Origin of the sequence: Bacteroides sp. AF34-31BH, assembly GCF_003602795.1 — a bacterium.
Classification (GTDB): Bacteria; Bacteroidota; Bacteroidia; order Bacteroidales; family Bacteroidaceae; genus Bacteroides; species Bacteroides uniformis.
In genome coordinates this window covers 155,895-171,227 of the sequence record NZ_QTLV01000002.1, presented here as the reverse complement: position 1 = coordinate 171,227, position 15,333 = coordinate 155,895, and the positions used below count along the sequence as shown (strand labels likewise).

At 45.8% G+C, this 15,333-nt stretch carries 11 protein-coding genes and 1 tRNA gene; 1 reads left to right on the top strand and 11 read right to left on the bottom strand.

What is annotated here, in order from left to right; genetic code table 11:
- Positions 1 to 65: 65 nt before the first annotated feature.
- The 11 genes from DWZ67_RS04255 to DWZ67_RS04205 all read right to left on the bottom strand — a co-directional run bounded on the left by DWZ67_RS04255 (position 66) and on the right by DWZ67_RS04205 (position 14,642).
- On the bottom strand, positions 66 to 623 hold the full coding sequence (locus DWZ67_RS04255; protein ID WP_005829228.1) for a YhcH/YjgK/YiaL family protein: 558 nt from the start codon (positions 621 to 623) through the stop codon (positions 66 to 68).
- A 47-nt stretch (positions 624 to 670) separates the two neighbouring features.
- Entirely contained in the window at positions 671 to 1,750 is a 1,080-nt protein-coding gene (locus DWZ67_RS04250) for a metallophosphoesterase (RefSeq protein ID WP_120138201.1), read from the bottom strand.
- Complete coding sequence (locus DWZ67_RS04245; RefSeq protein WP_120138199.1) at positions 1,747 to 2,832, bottom strand: aldose epimerase family protein; 1,086 nt, start codon at positions 2,830 to 2,832, stop codon at positions 1,747 to 1,749. The genes DWZ67_RS04250 and DWZ67_RS04245 overlap by 4 nt, the downstream gene beginning before the upstream one ends.
- Before the next feature lie 5 nt (positions 2,833 to 2,837).
- Positions 2,838 to 3,506: a D-lyxose/D-mannose family sugar isomerase gene (locus tag DWZ67_RS04240; protein ID WP_057258540.1), complete on the bottom strand. Its 669-nt coding sequence runs from the start codon at positions 3,504 to 3,506 to the stop codon at positions 2,838 to 2,840.
- A gap of 30 nt (positions 3,507 to 3,536) precedes the next feature.
- On the bottom strand, positions 3,537 to 5,168 hold the full coding sequence (locus tag DWZ67_RS04235; RefSeq protein WP_120138197.1) for a sialidase family protein: 1,632 nt from the start codon (positions 5,166 to 5,168) through the stop codon (positions 3,537 to 3,539).
- A gap of 13 nt (positions 5,169 to 5,181) precedes the next feature.
- Entirely contained in the window at positions 5,182 to 6,675 is a 1,494-nt protein-coding gene (locus DWZ67_RS04230) for a RagB/SusD family nutrient uptake outer membrane protein (protein WP_016273670.1), read from the bottom strand.
- A 31-nt stretch (positions 6,676 to 6,706) separates the two neighbouring features.
- A complete protein-coding gene (locus DWZ67_RS04225; protein WP_005836952.1) occupies positions 6,707 to 9,886 on the bottom strand; it encodes a SusC/RagA family TonB-linked outer membrane protein in 3,180 nt (1,059 codons plus the stop codon).
- Positions 9,887 to 10,052: 166 nt separating this feature from the next.
- The gene (locus DWZ67_RS04220) at positions 10,053 to 10,970 is read right to left on the bottom strand and encodes a dihydrodipicolinate synthase family protein (protein ID WP_005829247.1); all 918 of its coding nucleotides are present in this window, start codon (positions 10,968 to 10,970) and stop codon (positions 10,053 to 10,055) included.
- A 37-nt stretch (positions 10,971 to 11,007) separates the two neighbouring features.
- Complete coding sequence (locus tag DWZ67_RS04215; protein WP_120138195.1) at positions 11,008 to 13,476, bottom strand: sodium:solute symporter family transporter; 2,469 nt, start codon at positions 13,474 to 13,476, stop codon at positions 11,008 to 11,010.
- An 11-nt stretch (positions 13,477 to 13,487) separates the two neighbouring features.
- Positions 13,488 to 14,234: a FadR/GntR family transcriptional regulator gene (locus tag DWZ67_RS04210; RefSeq protein ID WP_005829254.1), complete on the bottom strand. Its 747-nt coding sequence runs from the start codon at positions 14,232 to 14,234 to the stop codon at positions 13,488 to 13,490.
- 335 nt (positions 14,235 to 14,569) lie between these two features.
- A tRNA-Gly gene (locus DWZ67_RS04205) sits at positions 14,570 to 14,642 on the bottom strand.
- A 141-nt stretch (positions 14,643 to 14,783) separates the two neighbouring features.
- Between DWZ67_RS04205 and cobU the strand changes: the two genes are divergently transcribed.
- Positions 14,784 to 15,305: a bifunctional adenosylcobinamide kinase/adenosylcobinamide-phosphate guanylyltransferase gene (cobU, locus tag DWZ67_RS04200; RefSeq protein ID WP_044467842.1), complete on the top strand. Its 522-nt coding sequence runs from the start codon at positions 14,784 to 14,786 to the stop codon at positions 15,303 to 15,305.
- Positions 15,306 to 15,333: the final 28 nt, after the last annotated feature.

The window sequence follows — 15,333 nt, the reverse complement described above, 5'->3', positions numbered from 1 at the left end:
AGTACAAATTTTAAAGGAAATTTATTTGAAAAACAAATAGTATTTTTAATAGAACCGAAAACACACTAATCTACATATTCTATTTTAATCACAATCTTCCTGCTTTTAACAAGTTCCCCCTTTCCCCGAACAGAAGGCTGGTGAATGTCCGAAGGGAAAAACAAGAAGAAACTGCCGGCATCGGCAGAGTAGTGTTTTATCCGGGAAGAGGTATAAAAAGCAACATCCTTTTTTGAATTATACGCCTGACGTACTTCGACGTCACTTGCCAGCCCCATCTTTTCATTTCCCCAGAGTACATACTGAAGGTCGACAAAACGGAGGTGACTTTCAATATTCCCTTTCTCCACCTCTTTGGGAATGTATTCACTGACCGTAGCCCAGCATTTCCCCTCCAGAATGACATGGTTGCCAATGGACAGCGCTTCCAAATCATGTTCGGCAAGAAAGCGGAATGCAGCATCCCAGACATCCTTGTTCTTATGATATTGGCAGGCAAATTCAACAGCATTGACTGATTTATGGGGAGAGACAGTCCAGCCATTGGACCAAACGGCACTTTTCATCCATTTCTTCGCATTTCCGGAAGTCCACTCCGGACTTGTCTGTGCTGATAAATACATACAAAAGAGTATTAATGAATAAATAATTGATATACGCTTCATATTTTTTATTTTATCGTGAATTGAAACTGGTCATAAGATTCCGTACGCCATGCCTTGTCCTTGGTTTGAGGAGAAAAGCCGAAAAGCGGAGAATAGGTCCTGACCTGCACCGTATGTCCGTCGGGCAGGAATTCGAGCAGACGCAGCCAGCCGTCTCCCCCGTTTCCACTCATGCCGCCACCCAACGCCTGGCAGTTGAACATCATCTGGTGCACATCGTGTCCGGCTGCATTCTTGTCGGTACGGAATCCCGTGGTATAGTCCAACCGTTCATTCGGAGTGGCATAGTGTCCGCACAGCACAAGACGGATGTTGGCAGAAGGTTGCACCAGCTTCTGCCAGATGCCTTCGCCCGTATTGGACGGGGTTATCTTATAGCCTTCTTTGGTGATGCGCTTGCTGTCGAAGCCGGTAAGATAGGAATGGGTGATGAGAATCACTGTGTGGTTTTTGAAGCGCGGGGCAGCCACCAGCTCCCTGGCCCATGACAAGACCTCGTCGCGCGGGGCAAATTCAACGGCAATAATCAAAATCCTCCCCCAATGCTCGTCCGTTATCTCCATTGCGGCATTTTCCAGCGTAGGCAGGCCGTTTCTATTATTGGTTGCAGCCACGATGGTCTTTTTCCATTGGCTGTTGCGCTCTATCGGGAAATATTCCGGGAAACGGGTCATCGAGTTCTCCGAACGGGTGTAGCCGTAATCATGGTTTCCGGTAGAAATGAGATAAGGGACCTTGTTGTCCAACCGCCCGAAAGCCCGCGACACAAATGTCCACTGCTCCCGGCTCGTAAGATTCCCGAAACGCGGGAAGGGAGGTAGAATACATTCATTCTGGTCTACCAAGTCGCCCGTACAAAGCACCGCCTTTACACGGAGGGAGTCTATATGATGAGCGGTCCACGCCGTCATCAGCTCAAAAACCGGCTGGTTATAGTCATACTTCACGTAGTTTTGCGGGTCGCCCAGCAGGACGATGGAAAAAGAATTAGGATTGCACAAATGCTGCTGGTTGGTATTGACTTGTGCCCGGAGCTGGAGGAATGCCAGCAGGCATCCCAAACAAAGAATGATTCTGTTTTTCATGGTTGCGTACTGAATTGATAAATACATGTCTGTTTATAAAGGTCTCCTTCACGTAATACGATGGAGGGGAAATGCGGATTGTTCGGTGTATCGGGAAAGCACTGGGTTTCAAAGCAGACGGCGCTACGACGCGGATACACAGTGCCATGCATGCCCGTGAAGCCCGGCAAATAATTGCCGGTGTACATGATAAGCCCCGGCTCTGTGGTATAGATATCCATTCTGCGCCCACTGGACGGACTGATGCAGGTGGCAGCGAAAGAGAGCTCATGCAGCGCAGGTTTCTTCAAGACAAAACAGTGGTCATAACCGTGGCCGTTGAGCAACTGCAAGTCTTTCCGGTTGATGCGTTCGCCTATGGAATGGTAGTCGCGGAAATCAAAAGGCGTATCGCCCACTGCCCTGACTTCACCGGTATTGTTCGTATTCATGTCGATAGGCAGGTAGAAATCCGCGTTTATCCTCACCAGATGGTCTTCAATGGAAGTAGTGGGAGTTCCCATGCCCGCCAGATTAAAATAGGCATGATTGGTGGGACAGAACAAGGTGTCGCGGTCTGTCTCCACCTCATAATCTATACGGAACCCATTGTCGTCCGTCAAGGTATACATCATCCTTACCGTAACATTGCCCGGAAAACCGGCTTCTCCATCGGCATGGAAATGCCGGAGGAGAAGTTGGTTTTCACACGGTTGCTGTGCTTCCCACACCACCGTGTGAAAACCGTTATCACCACTGTGCAGAGTATTAGAAACAGAGTTAAGCTGTAAGTGATAATCTTTTTCTCCTACACGGAAAGCGCCGTGCAATATGCGTCCGGCTACGGGGCCTATAGTAGCTCCTATATAATAGTCCTTGCTTTGCCTGCGGGCCTCTTCCAGCGTATCGAAGCCTATGACGACATTTTCAAACTTACCATGACTATCAGGAGCCATGATGGATAAGACGATGGCCCCGTAGTTCGTGACGCACATCTCCATACCGCTGCCATTGCGCAGTATATAAAGGCCGGTATCCTTTCCGTTGATTACGGACCGGAAATTATCAGGATTCAATCCCGTCAGGTTGGTCTTATCTTTCATACTTTCTAAACTTCGGGATATTCGTTGCACAACAGATGTTCGGCCGGAACATCCTCTTCTATCTGCGGGAAACGCCCCTTGGGGGTGAGGAAACGGTTGTCTCTCATGTCATCGTTCACTGTAGAGACTTCGCCTACCAGACAATGGTCGTCCTCGGCCCAGAAAGTATGGTAGAGATAAGGCTCATAACAAATGCTTTGTCCGGGAGCAAGACGCACCGTTTCTCCGGGAGCTACCCGTGTACTGACTCCGTCGATGGAAACGACAAGCGGTTCTTCAGTCAGCATTTCAGTTTCCTTGTCGGCCTTCCACAGACGCATGCAGAGGATTCCTCCACCCCGGTTGATGATGTCTTCCGTTTTCAGCCAATGGAAATGGGTGGGAGTAACTTGTCCGCAGCGGACAAACATAATCTTTTCACAATAGGGTTTGTCTTTCTTCTGCAGACTTCCATTACGGAGGGTTACCAGAGTCAGGCCGATTTTCAGGAAATCGCCCCAGCCGAAGTCGGTCAGGTCCCAGCCCATGGCTCTTTCCCGGATGTCATTACATTCCGGTCCTTTGCTTTTCCAGTCGTCCGGAGTCCAGTCCACCCATGGCGGCAGCATGAAGTGATACTTTGTCATAAATGCTTTGGCTTCGCGGATATATTGATTGATTTCACTGCGTTTCATATTTGTCTATTTTTTTAAGGTGTTATACTTTTATTTCTTCAATAATTCTTTCAGCGGGATAGCCTGGAACTGAATGTCGGCTTGGCTCCCCTCATAAAAGATACCTATGGTATGCTCGTCAATAGAAGTCATGCAAGAGTACCCCGCCCCCCTACCTTCATCCAACAACATCCAATACTCCTCGGGCCAAGTTTGCCCGTCATCGAAACTCACCTTAATGGTAATGTTGTTACGGCGCTCTTTTGAATTAGGATTGGCAAAGAGTAATACATGACGTTCTTCTCCGTCTTCAATATAATCATGGCGCAGCAAGGATGCCTGGCAAGCCGGTTCAATGAGAGCTCTGCGCGACGTGGGATGTTCCGTCCACGTTTTTCCCAAATCGGCAGTGACGGCAATGGCCCGCCCATTACCTTCCTGACGTCCCCGGTTGCTGCGCTCACGCATGTTCAACATCAAGGAATGGTCTGAAAGTTCTACCACCTGACATTCGTTGGTATTGTAGTAGGCCGGTTCGCCTACGGTCCAGTTTTCGCCCTTGTCTTTACTCCACATGATTGTAGAGAACTGAAGCCCGTCTTCGTTCCGCCCCTCTACCGGAAATACCAATGTACCGTCTTCCATTGTGATGCCACGACCCGGTCCGGGAGCAAGCAGCCACCACTCTTCCTTTTTTACCTGGCGGGTAATGTTACGCGGCTCACTCCAGGTAAGTCCGTCGTCGGTACTCTTACTAATCAGGAATTGAGAACTTTGTTTGACACCATATCCCGGCTGAGAACCGTGCGCACGCCACTGATGGTTCCATACGGTCGAGGTATCGGTAAGATTCTCTATCCATTTGCCCGTCTTGGGGTCCAAGACTCCGTGCATCCATAACCCTATGACATAGAGGTCTCCGGTGAAATCATCCGACAAGATGCAACCATCACTCACTCCATTATATTTCTGAGGTAGCCCGCCCCATTCTTTCATATCCAGAACAGTCTGCATGGGTTGCCAAGTCCGCCCTCCATCTTCACTGCGATTGATGGCAATATCAATGTCGCCCTGCAAATCGTCATCTCTTTCATTGCGTGCATCATACAAGGCCAGCAAGGTACCTTTCGTCGAAGTCACCAATCCGGGAATGCGGGAAGTGTGTACCCCGTCCTGACCCGGCTGCCGCAGGGCCACTCCTATACGGAGCGGCTTTACTGCGGGCAACTGGCGGATGCCCACCAGCCCCAGGTCTGTCTGGACACTGCTGCATGAGATTTCAATCTTGCTTGTAGCCTGCGCCGCATCATCCCTCAGTCGGAGTGTCACCCAGCATGTCAGTGTATCTTCCTCTATCTGCCGGCCTACCTTAAAACTCAATTGTTTGTTCACCGGTTTGGCACTTGTACAAACCTGCCCACAATTCTCATCCAAGAACAGCGAAGCGGAAACGACATCACCGGAACGGACAGTTCCATCCAAAGTGAAATTTATCTTTTCCAACTGATATGCCACGCCGCTGTTCCTAATCAGACGCAGACACAATACCGGATTATGCTCCTTCAATGTCAACACCGGATATACCGATTGCCGAATCTCCACCGCTATCTTATCCGTATAATTTTGGCATGCCATGATGCCCCAAGCAGACAAGACCAGTAAAAGTATAGTCTTATATCTCATATCATCCCAATATTTATTTGTAACCTTCCGTTTGTGTTATATTCGGATTAGTATTGAGACAAGCAGGAGCAATAGGCCACAAGGTAACATTCTTCTCCCCTTCACGCCCCTTCAAGGTCTCAATAAGCTCGAATTCCTTATTAAAGCGAAGGTATGCCCACCATGCTTTTGATTCTGCGACAAACTCTTTCAGTATTTCGCTGATAATGGCATTGTCTATGGCATCCTGAGTCCTTGCCGTGTAGTAGTTGTCTACCCCATAAGCACGCTTGGCCACTACATTCAGATTCTGCAAAGCGGCATCCGTATTTCCCAAGGCATTTTCCACTTCAGCTTTCAAAAGATAGGCTTCGGCCAAACGATAGACGGGGACATCACTGTCAAAACTACGCGTATCATTGGCAAAGGAGCCTTTGAACTTCACAACCATCCTTTTAATCTGTACTTCTTCCGTCAGGAACTTATCCTCGAATACCCGTACTGAAACATCCGTACGCGTGTCACGTGCATCCTCAGCCAGGAAATCGCAATAGGCTTGCGTGGGCACAACATACTGGGCATGGGAACCGGCAGGAACCTCATCCTCGGTATATCCGGCTTCCCTCAGCCGGGTTCTGTCACCGTTAGGTGCCAGATAATAGGCGAAAAAGTTGGGGGATGTTCCCGGAGTCACATTTTCATTGACGATATAGGGCAATGTCCAGATAAGCTCAGAATTGGCTTCGTTGTTTAAATTGAAAATATCGGCAAACGTGGGAAGAAGTGCATATCCGGCTTTCAATACCGCATCAACAGAAGACTGCGCCGTACTCAGAGCCGCATTCCCTCCTCCCAGACGCTTTGCCTTCCATAAGTAATATTCAGTACGCAACATGTTGATGGCTGCCGGAGATGCCTTATGGAGAAGCTTGGAAGAAGCGGGCATCAACCTTAAAGCTTCTTCTATATCGGTTTCGACCTGAGCATATACTTCAGAGGCCGCCGTACGGCTGGGATACATGTCCTCCTGCTTTTCTGACTCAAAGCCGGAAGTCAGTAACGGACAGTCACCGAATACCCGCACCAGAGTAAAGTAACAATATGCCCGTAGGAAATAGGCATTGGCCATCACTTCACTGCGTGTAGCTTCATTGGTGAAAGAGATTTCCGGAGTATGCTTCAGAATCAAATTTGCACTGTTAATGGTAGTATATATGCTACTCCAATTTGTACCTGCATCACCGCTCAGCAATACGTTTGTACCCACTCTATTAAAAAACGCATCATTTACCGCCCCACTCTCATACCAGTTTGAGCGCATCTCTCCATAGATGTTGAGCAAATCGGAAAAGGCGGAACGGAATTGAGTATATGCTCCATTTACCGCACTCGTAGCATCGCTCTCCTCTGTCCACATGGATAGGCTGGTGAACTGGCTGGGCTGTATCACATTCAGGTCTCCATGACATGATGTAAAAAACGAGACCCCACTTATAAGAAGAATGCCGGATAATATTTTTATTTTCATAATTCTTATTTTTCGTATTAAACTTCTTTTATCACAAAGTAACTTTACATCCGATAGAGAACTTACGGATAGGCGGATAGGTGTTGAAACTACCGGAATAGGTACTTGATGCACCTACTTCGGGAGAAAGGCCTATTACTTCCGTAAAATAATGCAGATTGTTTCCGGCCAGGGTCAATACCAGCCCTTTCAGACCAATCTTTGCCAGCAATGCCTGAGGCAGAGCATATTGCAGAGAGATTTCACGGATACAGAGATAATCGGCTTTCTGGGTGAAAACATCGGAGTTGTCCCGGAAATTCTTATTCAACTCATCGGAGTCATTGCCTGAGAAACGGGCATACTTGGCCTTACTCGGGTCATCCCCCACATTCCAGCATTTTAGGATTTCAGCAGGCAGGCTGGTGTTTCCATTCATGAAATTACACATCTGGCGTTGCAGATAACCATTGGAAATGGAGTGCCCCAAAGCAAAATCAAGATAGACATTCAAAGTGAAGCCCTTGTAAGTGAAAGTATTGTTCAAACCTCCGGTGGTATGGGGAATCGTATTTCCCAGCAGGAACATATCATTGCTGTTGATGATATCGTCTCCGTTCAGGTCTTTCCACTCATAGTCTCCGATAGTCTTTTTTCCGACACCCAGTTTCTGTTTCGTGGTCCAGTCCCAACCTTTGGATGAGGTGTCATAACGGGCATTGGCAGCCTGCTCGGGAGTTGTAATGATAAAGTCTTTCTTATATCCATAGAAACGCCCCAACGGTTCACCCTCGGCAACACCTCCGAATTCTTTGGTCGTGCCATCCTGCATTTTTACAGAGTATCCTCCCTGGCGGTTCTTGTCCCGTCCGTTTTCGGGCAGTTTAAGCACCTTGTTCTTTACGTAAGTAATGGTGAATTTAGATTCCCACGTGAAATCCTTCTTGACAATGTTACGTGTTGTTATTTCAGCATCGAAACCACGGAAACGTACTTTTCCAAGATTGGTAAGGATGGAACCGTATCCCGACGTATTGGGCAATACTTTGGAAGTAATCAGGTTATCCGTAATCTTATTAAAGTAGTCGATACCCAGAATGATGCGGTTCTTGAACAAGCCTAAATCAAAACCTAAATCCAATTGTGTGGAAGTCTCCCATTCAAGAGCCTTGTTAGGCATGGCCGAAGAAACGGTCGCAGCACTTTGATCGTAACTGGTGGTAATGGCATACAATCCTAATGCATCGTAATAGCCGATGGAGTTGTTACCGGTCTGCCCATAACTGCCACGCCACTTCAAATTACTTATAAAACCGATATTCTGCATAAAAGGCTCATCACTCATAACCCATCCGACAGACAATCCGGGGAAGAATCCCCATTGGTTGCCTTTGGCAAAACGGGAAGAGCCGTCCTCACGGAAAGTAGCAGTCAACATATATCTTTTCAGATAATCATAGTTCAATCGGCCGAAATAACCGATATTCACATCTTCCTGCTTGGTCGACGTTGCATCGGAATAAACAGAACCTCCGTTCAATGTCGGTATCTTGTCGGAGCTGTGTCCGGTAGTGGCAGCATACACATACTTGTACAAATATTGCTGATAGGAATATCCTACCATCGCACTGATGCTGTGTTTATCGGCAAACGTTCTTGTATAGCTGGTGTAGAATTCCAGTTTCTTCCGTTGCTCATCCGTCATGTTGGTAGTCGCCTTCCGCGTTCCATTCATCGGGTTGGCACGCATGAATGTATCTCCATGGCTGTTTTGCGTAAACAAAGAAGCGGTGCCCACAGCATGCCATCCTTTCAAAACTTCCCAATCAAGAGAGCCGACTAACCCCAAACGGTTGGTACGCTGATTGTTATCATTAAAATACGAGTAGAAGCTCGGATTCGGAGACGAAGAGTTTGGACCTGGCGTCGGGGTTCCGTACCATTCATTGTCAGACACCCAATATTTACGTTGAACGGCCGGGGTCATCAGTCCACGGGAAATCACCTGATACTGACTGGCATACTCTTCGCTATTCGTCTGGCTGTAATCTATGTTGCTACTGAAAGTCAGGTTCTCTCTGATTTTGGCAGTTACATTAGTACGGGCGTTAAAACGGTCGAATGCCGTGCCTACACCTACACCGGAATCTTTCATATAGCCAATACTGCCCACATAGCTCAATTTCTCCGTACCTCCTTCTATCCCCACATAATAATTTTGCCAAAGAGCATTCTTGAAACAAGTACTGGCCCAATCATTATCTTCAAAAATCAAAGTCTTACTGGGATCCAACGGATCAGCCACAGACTTCCATCCTGCCGGAATGCTCTCTCCATCCCTCAGGTAACGGGTAGAAAACTTGGAAGCATCCGTATTGCCGGAACTATAAGCATATCCGTCAAGGTATAACTTTTCCGGACTGGGTCCGGAAGCCCAACGATCGCGCATGATAGTAACAGCTTGGGTAGCATCCAGATACTCAATCATCCGCTCCACATTCTCGTTTGCAAAGGAAGCCTCAAACGTCACTCGAGGAGCACCGCTTTTTCCTTTTCTTGTCGTAATCAGGACAACTCCATTCGATGCACGCGAACCATAAATAGCAGAAGAAGCGGCATCCTTCAAGACTTCGATAGATTCGATATCATTGGGATTGATACCCGCTGTACTGCGCTCTACGCCATCAACTAATATAAGAGGAGAATTACTCTGACTGATAGATGAACCACCACGAATCAAGAACGTAGCCTCTGCACCCGGAGTATTGTTCTCATTGTACACGCGTACACCCGCAATTTTACCCTTCAGCCCTTCTCCCACAGTATTGATAGGAGTTGCCTTCAATGTTTCTCCATCCACCTTGCTGATGGCGGATGTTACGGTACGCTTGGATTGGGTACCATAACCTACAACCACCACTTCATCCAGCCCCATGGTGGTCGGTTCCATCCGGATGTTAAGAATCTTTTGATTAGTAATCAAGATTTGCTGTTCATCATAGCCCACATAGGAAAATACAAGAGTTTCCCCCTTGCTTACTTTCAGCTGGAAAGCGCCATTCATATCCGTAATAACTCCTCGAGTCGTACCCTTCACAGCGATGGAAACTCCTGGAAGAGTTTCACCAGTATTGTCCACTACTACACCTGATAGGTTAAATTCTTGTGCCCAAAGCAAAAATGGGCAAAATAGTAGAAAAGTTATGAGGTGAAAATGAAATATTTTTCTCATCTTTGTTACGATTTTAATAATAAATTGTTTCAGTAATTTATTTAAGGGGAAACGGGAAGTGCCAATACTCGTTTCCCCTCCCTTTTCGGGGGTCAAACTTAAGTTGGCCAATGAGTTTTTTCATTGGATGTATTGTTGCAATATCTCCATAGGCAATCGTTTTTAGTTAATTAATGTATTTGAAGAATTCCGTATTTTTCAATTCGTTTCTTGTCTCCTCCAGCTCTTCTTCAGAACAAGGAGCTATCGGCAATCGACATGGTCCACAGTCTATTCCTGCCAGTTTCATGAATATCTTACCGGCTCTGACTCCTCCCCCATGCTTTATCAGCACATCAATGATTTCAACAGATTTCCATTGCATTTCACGGGCTGTTTCAAGGTCTCCCTTTTCCATGGCTTCCATCACAGCTTTGTATATACCCGGAACATAGTTGTAGGTACTGCCTACGGCAGCCTTGGCTCCAACCGACAATCCGGTAATCAGTATCTCATCAAAACCATGCAAGACTTCGAACGCCCCACCGTCCGCATGAATGCACTGCTGCATCTCCATCAGGTTGTTATGAGTAAACTTGACTCCCACCAGATTGGGAATTTGCTTCTTGCCCTCTATAAGGAACTTGTGTACCGGCAAGGAAACCCCGGTTATGGACGGCATGTTATAGTAATAAAACGGCAAGCGGGAAGCCGATGCAGCTATCGGCTTGAAAAAACCTATCAGCTCATCTACAGAACCGGGCTTGAAAAAGCAGGGCGCCATGGCTGCTATCATATCAGCTCCAATAGCTTGCGCATGGGCTGCCAGCTCGGCACACTGAACCTGCGACATGCCACCTACATGCACTATCACTTTCAGTTTTCCCTTGGCTGCCTCCATCCATTTTTCCGCAACAGCCTTTCGTTCTTCTGTTGTCAGAGAAACGGATTCTCCCGTCGTGCCACAAATAAACACTCCCGTCACACATTTCTTTTGCATCAGAAACTCTGCATACGGCCCGATCACCTGCAAATTTAAGGAACCATCTTCGTGCATTGGCGTAAATGGTGCAGCGATTAATCCTGTTAAAAGTCGTTTGTTCATAAATAAAATTATATTATAATTAATGATAGGTTCAAACCTATTTTTTCTTAAAGAACAAGCTTGCCAGATAACCTATGACAAAACATGAGATAAAGCCGGATGCCGTGTACAAAAGCAAATGGAACGTCTGGAATCTGGCAACAAACAATTGTACGATGATACTTGCGACTATACCAATGATTGCTCCTCCGGAATTGGCGCGTTTGGTAAGCATGCCCAACATGAACAGTCCTCCCATACTGCCCAATATGAGCCCGAGTATCTTGTTAAATTCGTCCCACAATGAAGCGATATTCCATGTTGCCATAAGAAAAGCAAAAGATAGACTAATGATTCCTATCACACAAGTTGCCATACGTGCCGCATGCAATTCATTGCCACCCTCTCCCTTATGAAAGAAACGTGAATAAATGTCTACTATATAAGCTGTGGCTGCCGAATTCATACTGCCGCTCAAAGTGGACATTGCCGCAGCGAAGATGCCCGAAATCAACAACCCTACAATACCGACCGGTAATTGGGTAAAAATATACCACGGGAAAATAGCATCGCCGTTAGGAATACTGATACTCAGATTCTCAGGATACACCTTGTAATAGGCATAAAGCGCAGTGCCTATAAAGAAGAAAATCAGTGTGGCGGGAACAGTCAGTATCGCATTGGTCCATACACTCTTCCGTGCCTCTTTCATCGAAGAGGTAGTGAGATAGCGCTGCACCATACTTTGGTCCGTCCCATAGGTGGTAAGATGGGTAAAACATGCGGCAATAATGACAGTCCACATCGTAGCATCCTTCAAGTCAAAGTTCGTCGCTCCCAAATCGAACTTACCGTTTGCCACGGCAATATCAATCGTTTCACCCAATCCACCGGGAAGAGAACACGAGATGTATATCACTGCAAATATCGCTCCTCCCAACAGTACAATTACTTGAATGGCATCTGTCCATACAACCGCCTCTATTCCCCCTATCATTGTATATAGAATGCTACAAACTCCCATAATACTGATACATAGGAATATATCCAATCCAGTCACCACATTCAAAGCAATGGAGGGCAGAAAAAGCACAACGCCCATACGCCCTACCTGGAAAATAATAAAGGCCAGACTGCAAATAACCCGGATAAAGACATTGAAACGTATCTCCAGATATTCATAGGCAGTCGTTATATTCAATCTCCGGAAAAAAGGAATAAAGACATAAACAATAACGGGGGCAACAAACACAATACCGGTATTGAACAACACATAACTCCAGTTCGTGGCATATGCCTTGGAGGGTATAGCCATGAAGGTGATGGCACTCAACGCGGTTCCGAAAAGACTCAGCCCGGCAGCCCACCACGGAATGCGTCCTCCACCCTTGAAATAGTCATTCGTACTTTTCTGGCGCCGTGAAAAGTAAATTCCAATTCCGGCCAATACGGCAAAATAACCGATAATCACAAGGATATTGACAAGTCCCAACCCCTTTTCCAAAGGAACAATATCCCCTTGAAGGCTGTACAGTCTATTCGTTCCGGAACTGGCATTGCTACCGAGTATAACGAAGGAACGGTTTCTTTGCAAGACTTGCATGGTGTCATAGGTACCTGGAATACATTCAGACTTGACAAGAGTCTGCGTAATTGTATGATATTTCCATAAAGTATTCTCTTTTTTAAGATGCTGTGTATCTTCCGGCTCTTTCTGAAAAAGAAGTATATGGTTGGCTCCGCTGGCGACAGCAGCACATATTCCTTTCGGAAAATCCGAACCTAATGAACTCCATTTACCCAATTGGGGGTTATAGACATATCCATCAGTCAAGCAAGAAGACAACCCTTCTTCCGTTTCCGTCTGTCCACCCAATAAATACAGACAAGGGGAAACGCCGTTGTTCTGTACCACGAGAATTGCATCTTCCCGGACGCATCCCGGATAGCCCGGTAGTTCTTTCCATCCTCTGGACTTGTTCGACAAGTCCAGCACAAAAAAAGAATCCGATAACCTAGACGGACTTACCGACTTCCTGCCTCCAAACAAATATACCTTATTGTCCAGTAGTGCTCCTGCCGCGTTAGACAACGGAAAAGGAAGTGGCGGCCAATCTTCCGAAACATTCAGTTTGCCCTGCTGCATTGTGACAAAAAATACATCTTCGTAGCATTGGGAAGAATCACGCCCTCCAATACACAAGATACCGTCAGAGAGTGTTATGGAAGCGCCATAAGCCAACGGCTTGGACAACATATCTTCATACAAAGCGAATCCGGCATTTTCAGAAAGGCATACCGCATTTCTTCCCCATCGGCTATAATCGTCGGAAGTGCCGCCTGCCAATACAATTTGTCCGCCAAGTACTCCGGAAAAGAGTCCCAAAGTGTTGTGTTCCTCATTAAAAACACTCTCGTTGCCCCACTTTATCTGCTCAGAATGAGAAGCATCTGCAGCTCTCAGGCTTTGCCCCCAAAACAAACAAAGGCATACCAATGCAACACAATTATTTACAATCCGTGTCATTTGTCATATTTTTATTGTGATTGACCCTTATTCTGTTCTCCTAACACTGCCCTATCATAAATCAGCTTCTTATAGACATAAAAGTGTTGCTCGATAGCATTTCTGTAGCCCATTTCATCCTTATTCTTGATAAAGTTCAATAAATCGGTGTGAGTTACAATCTTTCCCTTTTTCTCCAATTCTATATTTATGGCTTCCACCCGTTCCCTCAAATTGGTTTTTACAAAGTTCATAACCGGATGAATGATGCTTTGGAACTGTACAATCGTCTTATTCCCCGTTATTTCGTATAGTTTTGAATGGAAAGTATATTCGCTGAGATTGGCATATTCGTTGTTCCCCAATGCAACGCCTGCATTAACAATCTCTTCCAGTTCCATAATATCCTGCTCTTTAATATTATGAAATATGTCACTACTGATTCCTATCTCCAAAGCAACCCTGAATCCCAAAAGATCGAGAAGTGATTCCTGGCTCATAATACGGGGATCAACCACTCTCTTCATTCCTCCTAAAATGAAAGGTTCGGTTAAAATCATTCCACGACGTGTGCGACTTTCAATCATTCCCATCATTTTCAGACGGCTAAGAGCTTCCCGAAGAACACTACGAGCTACCCCCAACGCTGACGACAACTCAATTTCGTTAGGGATAGAATCACCCACTTTCAAGTCCTGACTTCTGAAATAATTCAATAACTTGTCTTCCACTTGGTCTACCAAAGTAATCGACTGCCCATCAATTTTTAAGTTTTCCATATATTAAATCGTGTTATTATTAGTCCTATTAGTATTATTTGTCAGACAAATAAATGGATAATTTTTAATAAAAGCAACATATAAAGAATATATTATTACTTCTTTTATATTTATTAACTTTTAAAGTGTTGCATTTTTGTAAATTTACTATTCACGATGTAATATATATTTCGGCTATATTACATATGCGAACAAACAATAAGAAAAACAGAAAAAGGGGAAAAACAATATAAGTGCAGCTTAAAAAATAGTTTAGAAGAATTATTAATACCTAAGAATGAATGTTCTTAAAAAAGAAAAAGACTGAATAACTAAGTATTCAGCCTTTTATAAAGAGCGGCAAGCGAGACTCGAACTCGTGACCCTCAGCTTGGGAAGCTGATGCTCTACCAACTGAGCTACTGCCGCATAAACATTTCCAAGGTCATGCTTTAAAAACGGTGGCAAAGTTAATAAATTCCTTCCTAAAAAAACAAACGTTTCGTCAAATATTTCCTATTTTTGCTCGGGAAAACAAAGATATTCTTTCAAAATACAGACTAAATACCAATGAAACGAATCATACTCATCACCGGAGGAGCACGTTCCGGCAAAAGCACCTATGCGGAAAAGTTGGCACTCGAGCTCTCTCCCACTCCCGTTTATCTTGCCACAGCACGCATTTGGGACGAAGAATTCCGCCAGAGGGTAATCCGGCATCAGGAACGCCGGGGACCGGAATGGACAAACATCGAAGAGCAGAAAGAACTCAGCCGCCACCGGCTGGAGGGACGGATCGTCCTGATAGACTGCATCACCTTATGGTGTACCAACTTTTTCTTCGACCTGCATTCAGATACCGACCGGGCACTTGCCGCAGTAAAGGCAGAGTTCGACCGCTTCACGGCACAAGACGCAACCTTCATCTTTGTAACCAATGAAATAGGTATGGGAGGAGCTTCCGAGAACGAACTGCAACGAAAGTTCACGGACATGCAAGGCTGGATGAACCAATATGTAGCCGCCCGTGCCGACGAAGTGATACTGATGGTATCCGGCATCCCACTTACCGTAAAAAACACTCATTCATAAAACAACAAACAATTAAAATTCAACAGAC

Bases quoted from the DNA above. Each gene is read 5' to 3' on its own strand.
- DWZ67_RS04255 (WP_005829228.1), bottom strand. From the start codon at position 623: ATGTATTTATCAGCACAGACAAGTCCGGAGTGGACTTCCGGAAATGCG.
- DWZ67_RS04250 (WP_120138201.1), bottom strand. From the start codon at position 1,750: ATGAAAAACAGAATCATTCTTTGTTTGGGATGCCTGCTGGCATTCCTC.
- DWZ67_RS04245 (WP_120138199.1), bottom strand. From the start codon at position 2,832: ATGAAAGATAAGACCAACCTGACGGGATTGAATCCTGATAATTTCCGG.
- DWZ67_RS04240 (WP_057258540.1), bottom strand. From the start codon at position 3,506: ATGAAACGCAGTGAAATCAATCAATATATCCGCGAAGCCAAAGCATTT.
- DWZ67_RS04235 (WP_120138197.1), bottom strand. From the start codon at position 5,168: ATGAGATATAAGACTATACTTTTACTGGTCTTGTCTGCTTGGGGCATC.
- DWZ67_RS04230 (WP_016273670.1), bottom strand. From the start codon at position 6,675: ATGAAAATAAAAATATTATCCGGCATTCTTCTTATAAGTGGGGTCTCG.
- DWZ67_RS04225 (WP_005836952.1), bottom strand. From the start codon at position 9,886: ATGAGAAAAATATTTCATTTTCACCTCATAACTTTTCTACTATTTTGC.
- DWZ67_RS04220 (WP_005829247.1), bottom strand. From the start codon at position 10,970: ATGAACAAACGACTTTTAACAGGATTAATCGCTGCACCATTTACGCCA.
- DWZ67_RS04215 (WP_120138195.1), bottom strand. From the start codon at position 13,476: ATGACACGGATTGTAAATAATTGTGTTGCATTGGTATGCCTTTGTTTG.
- DWZ67_RS04210 (WP_005829254.1), bottom strand. From the start codon at position 14,234: ATGGAAAACTTAAAAATTGATGGGCAGTCGATTACTTTGGTAGACCAA.
- cobU (WP_044467842.1), top strand. From the start codon at position 14,784: ATGAAACGAATCATACTCATCACCGGAGGAGCACGTTCCGGCAAAAGC.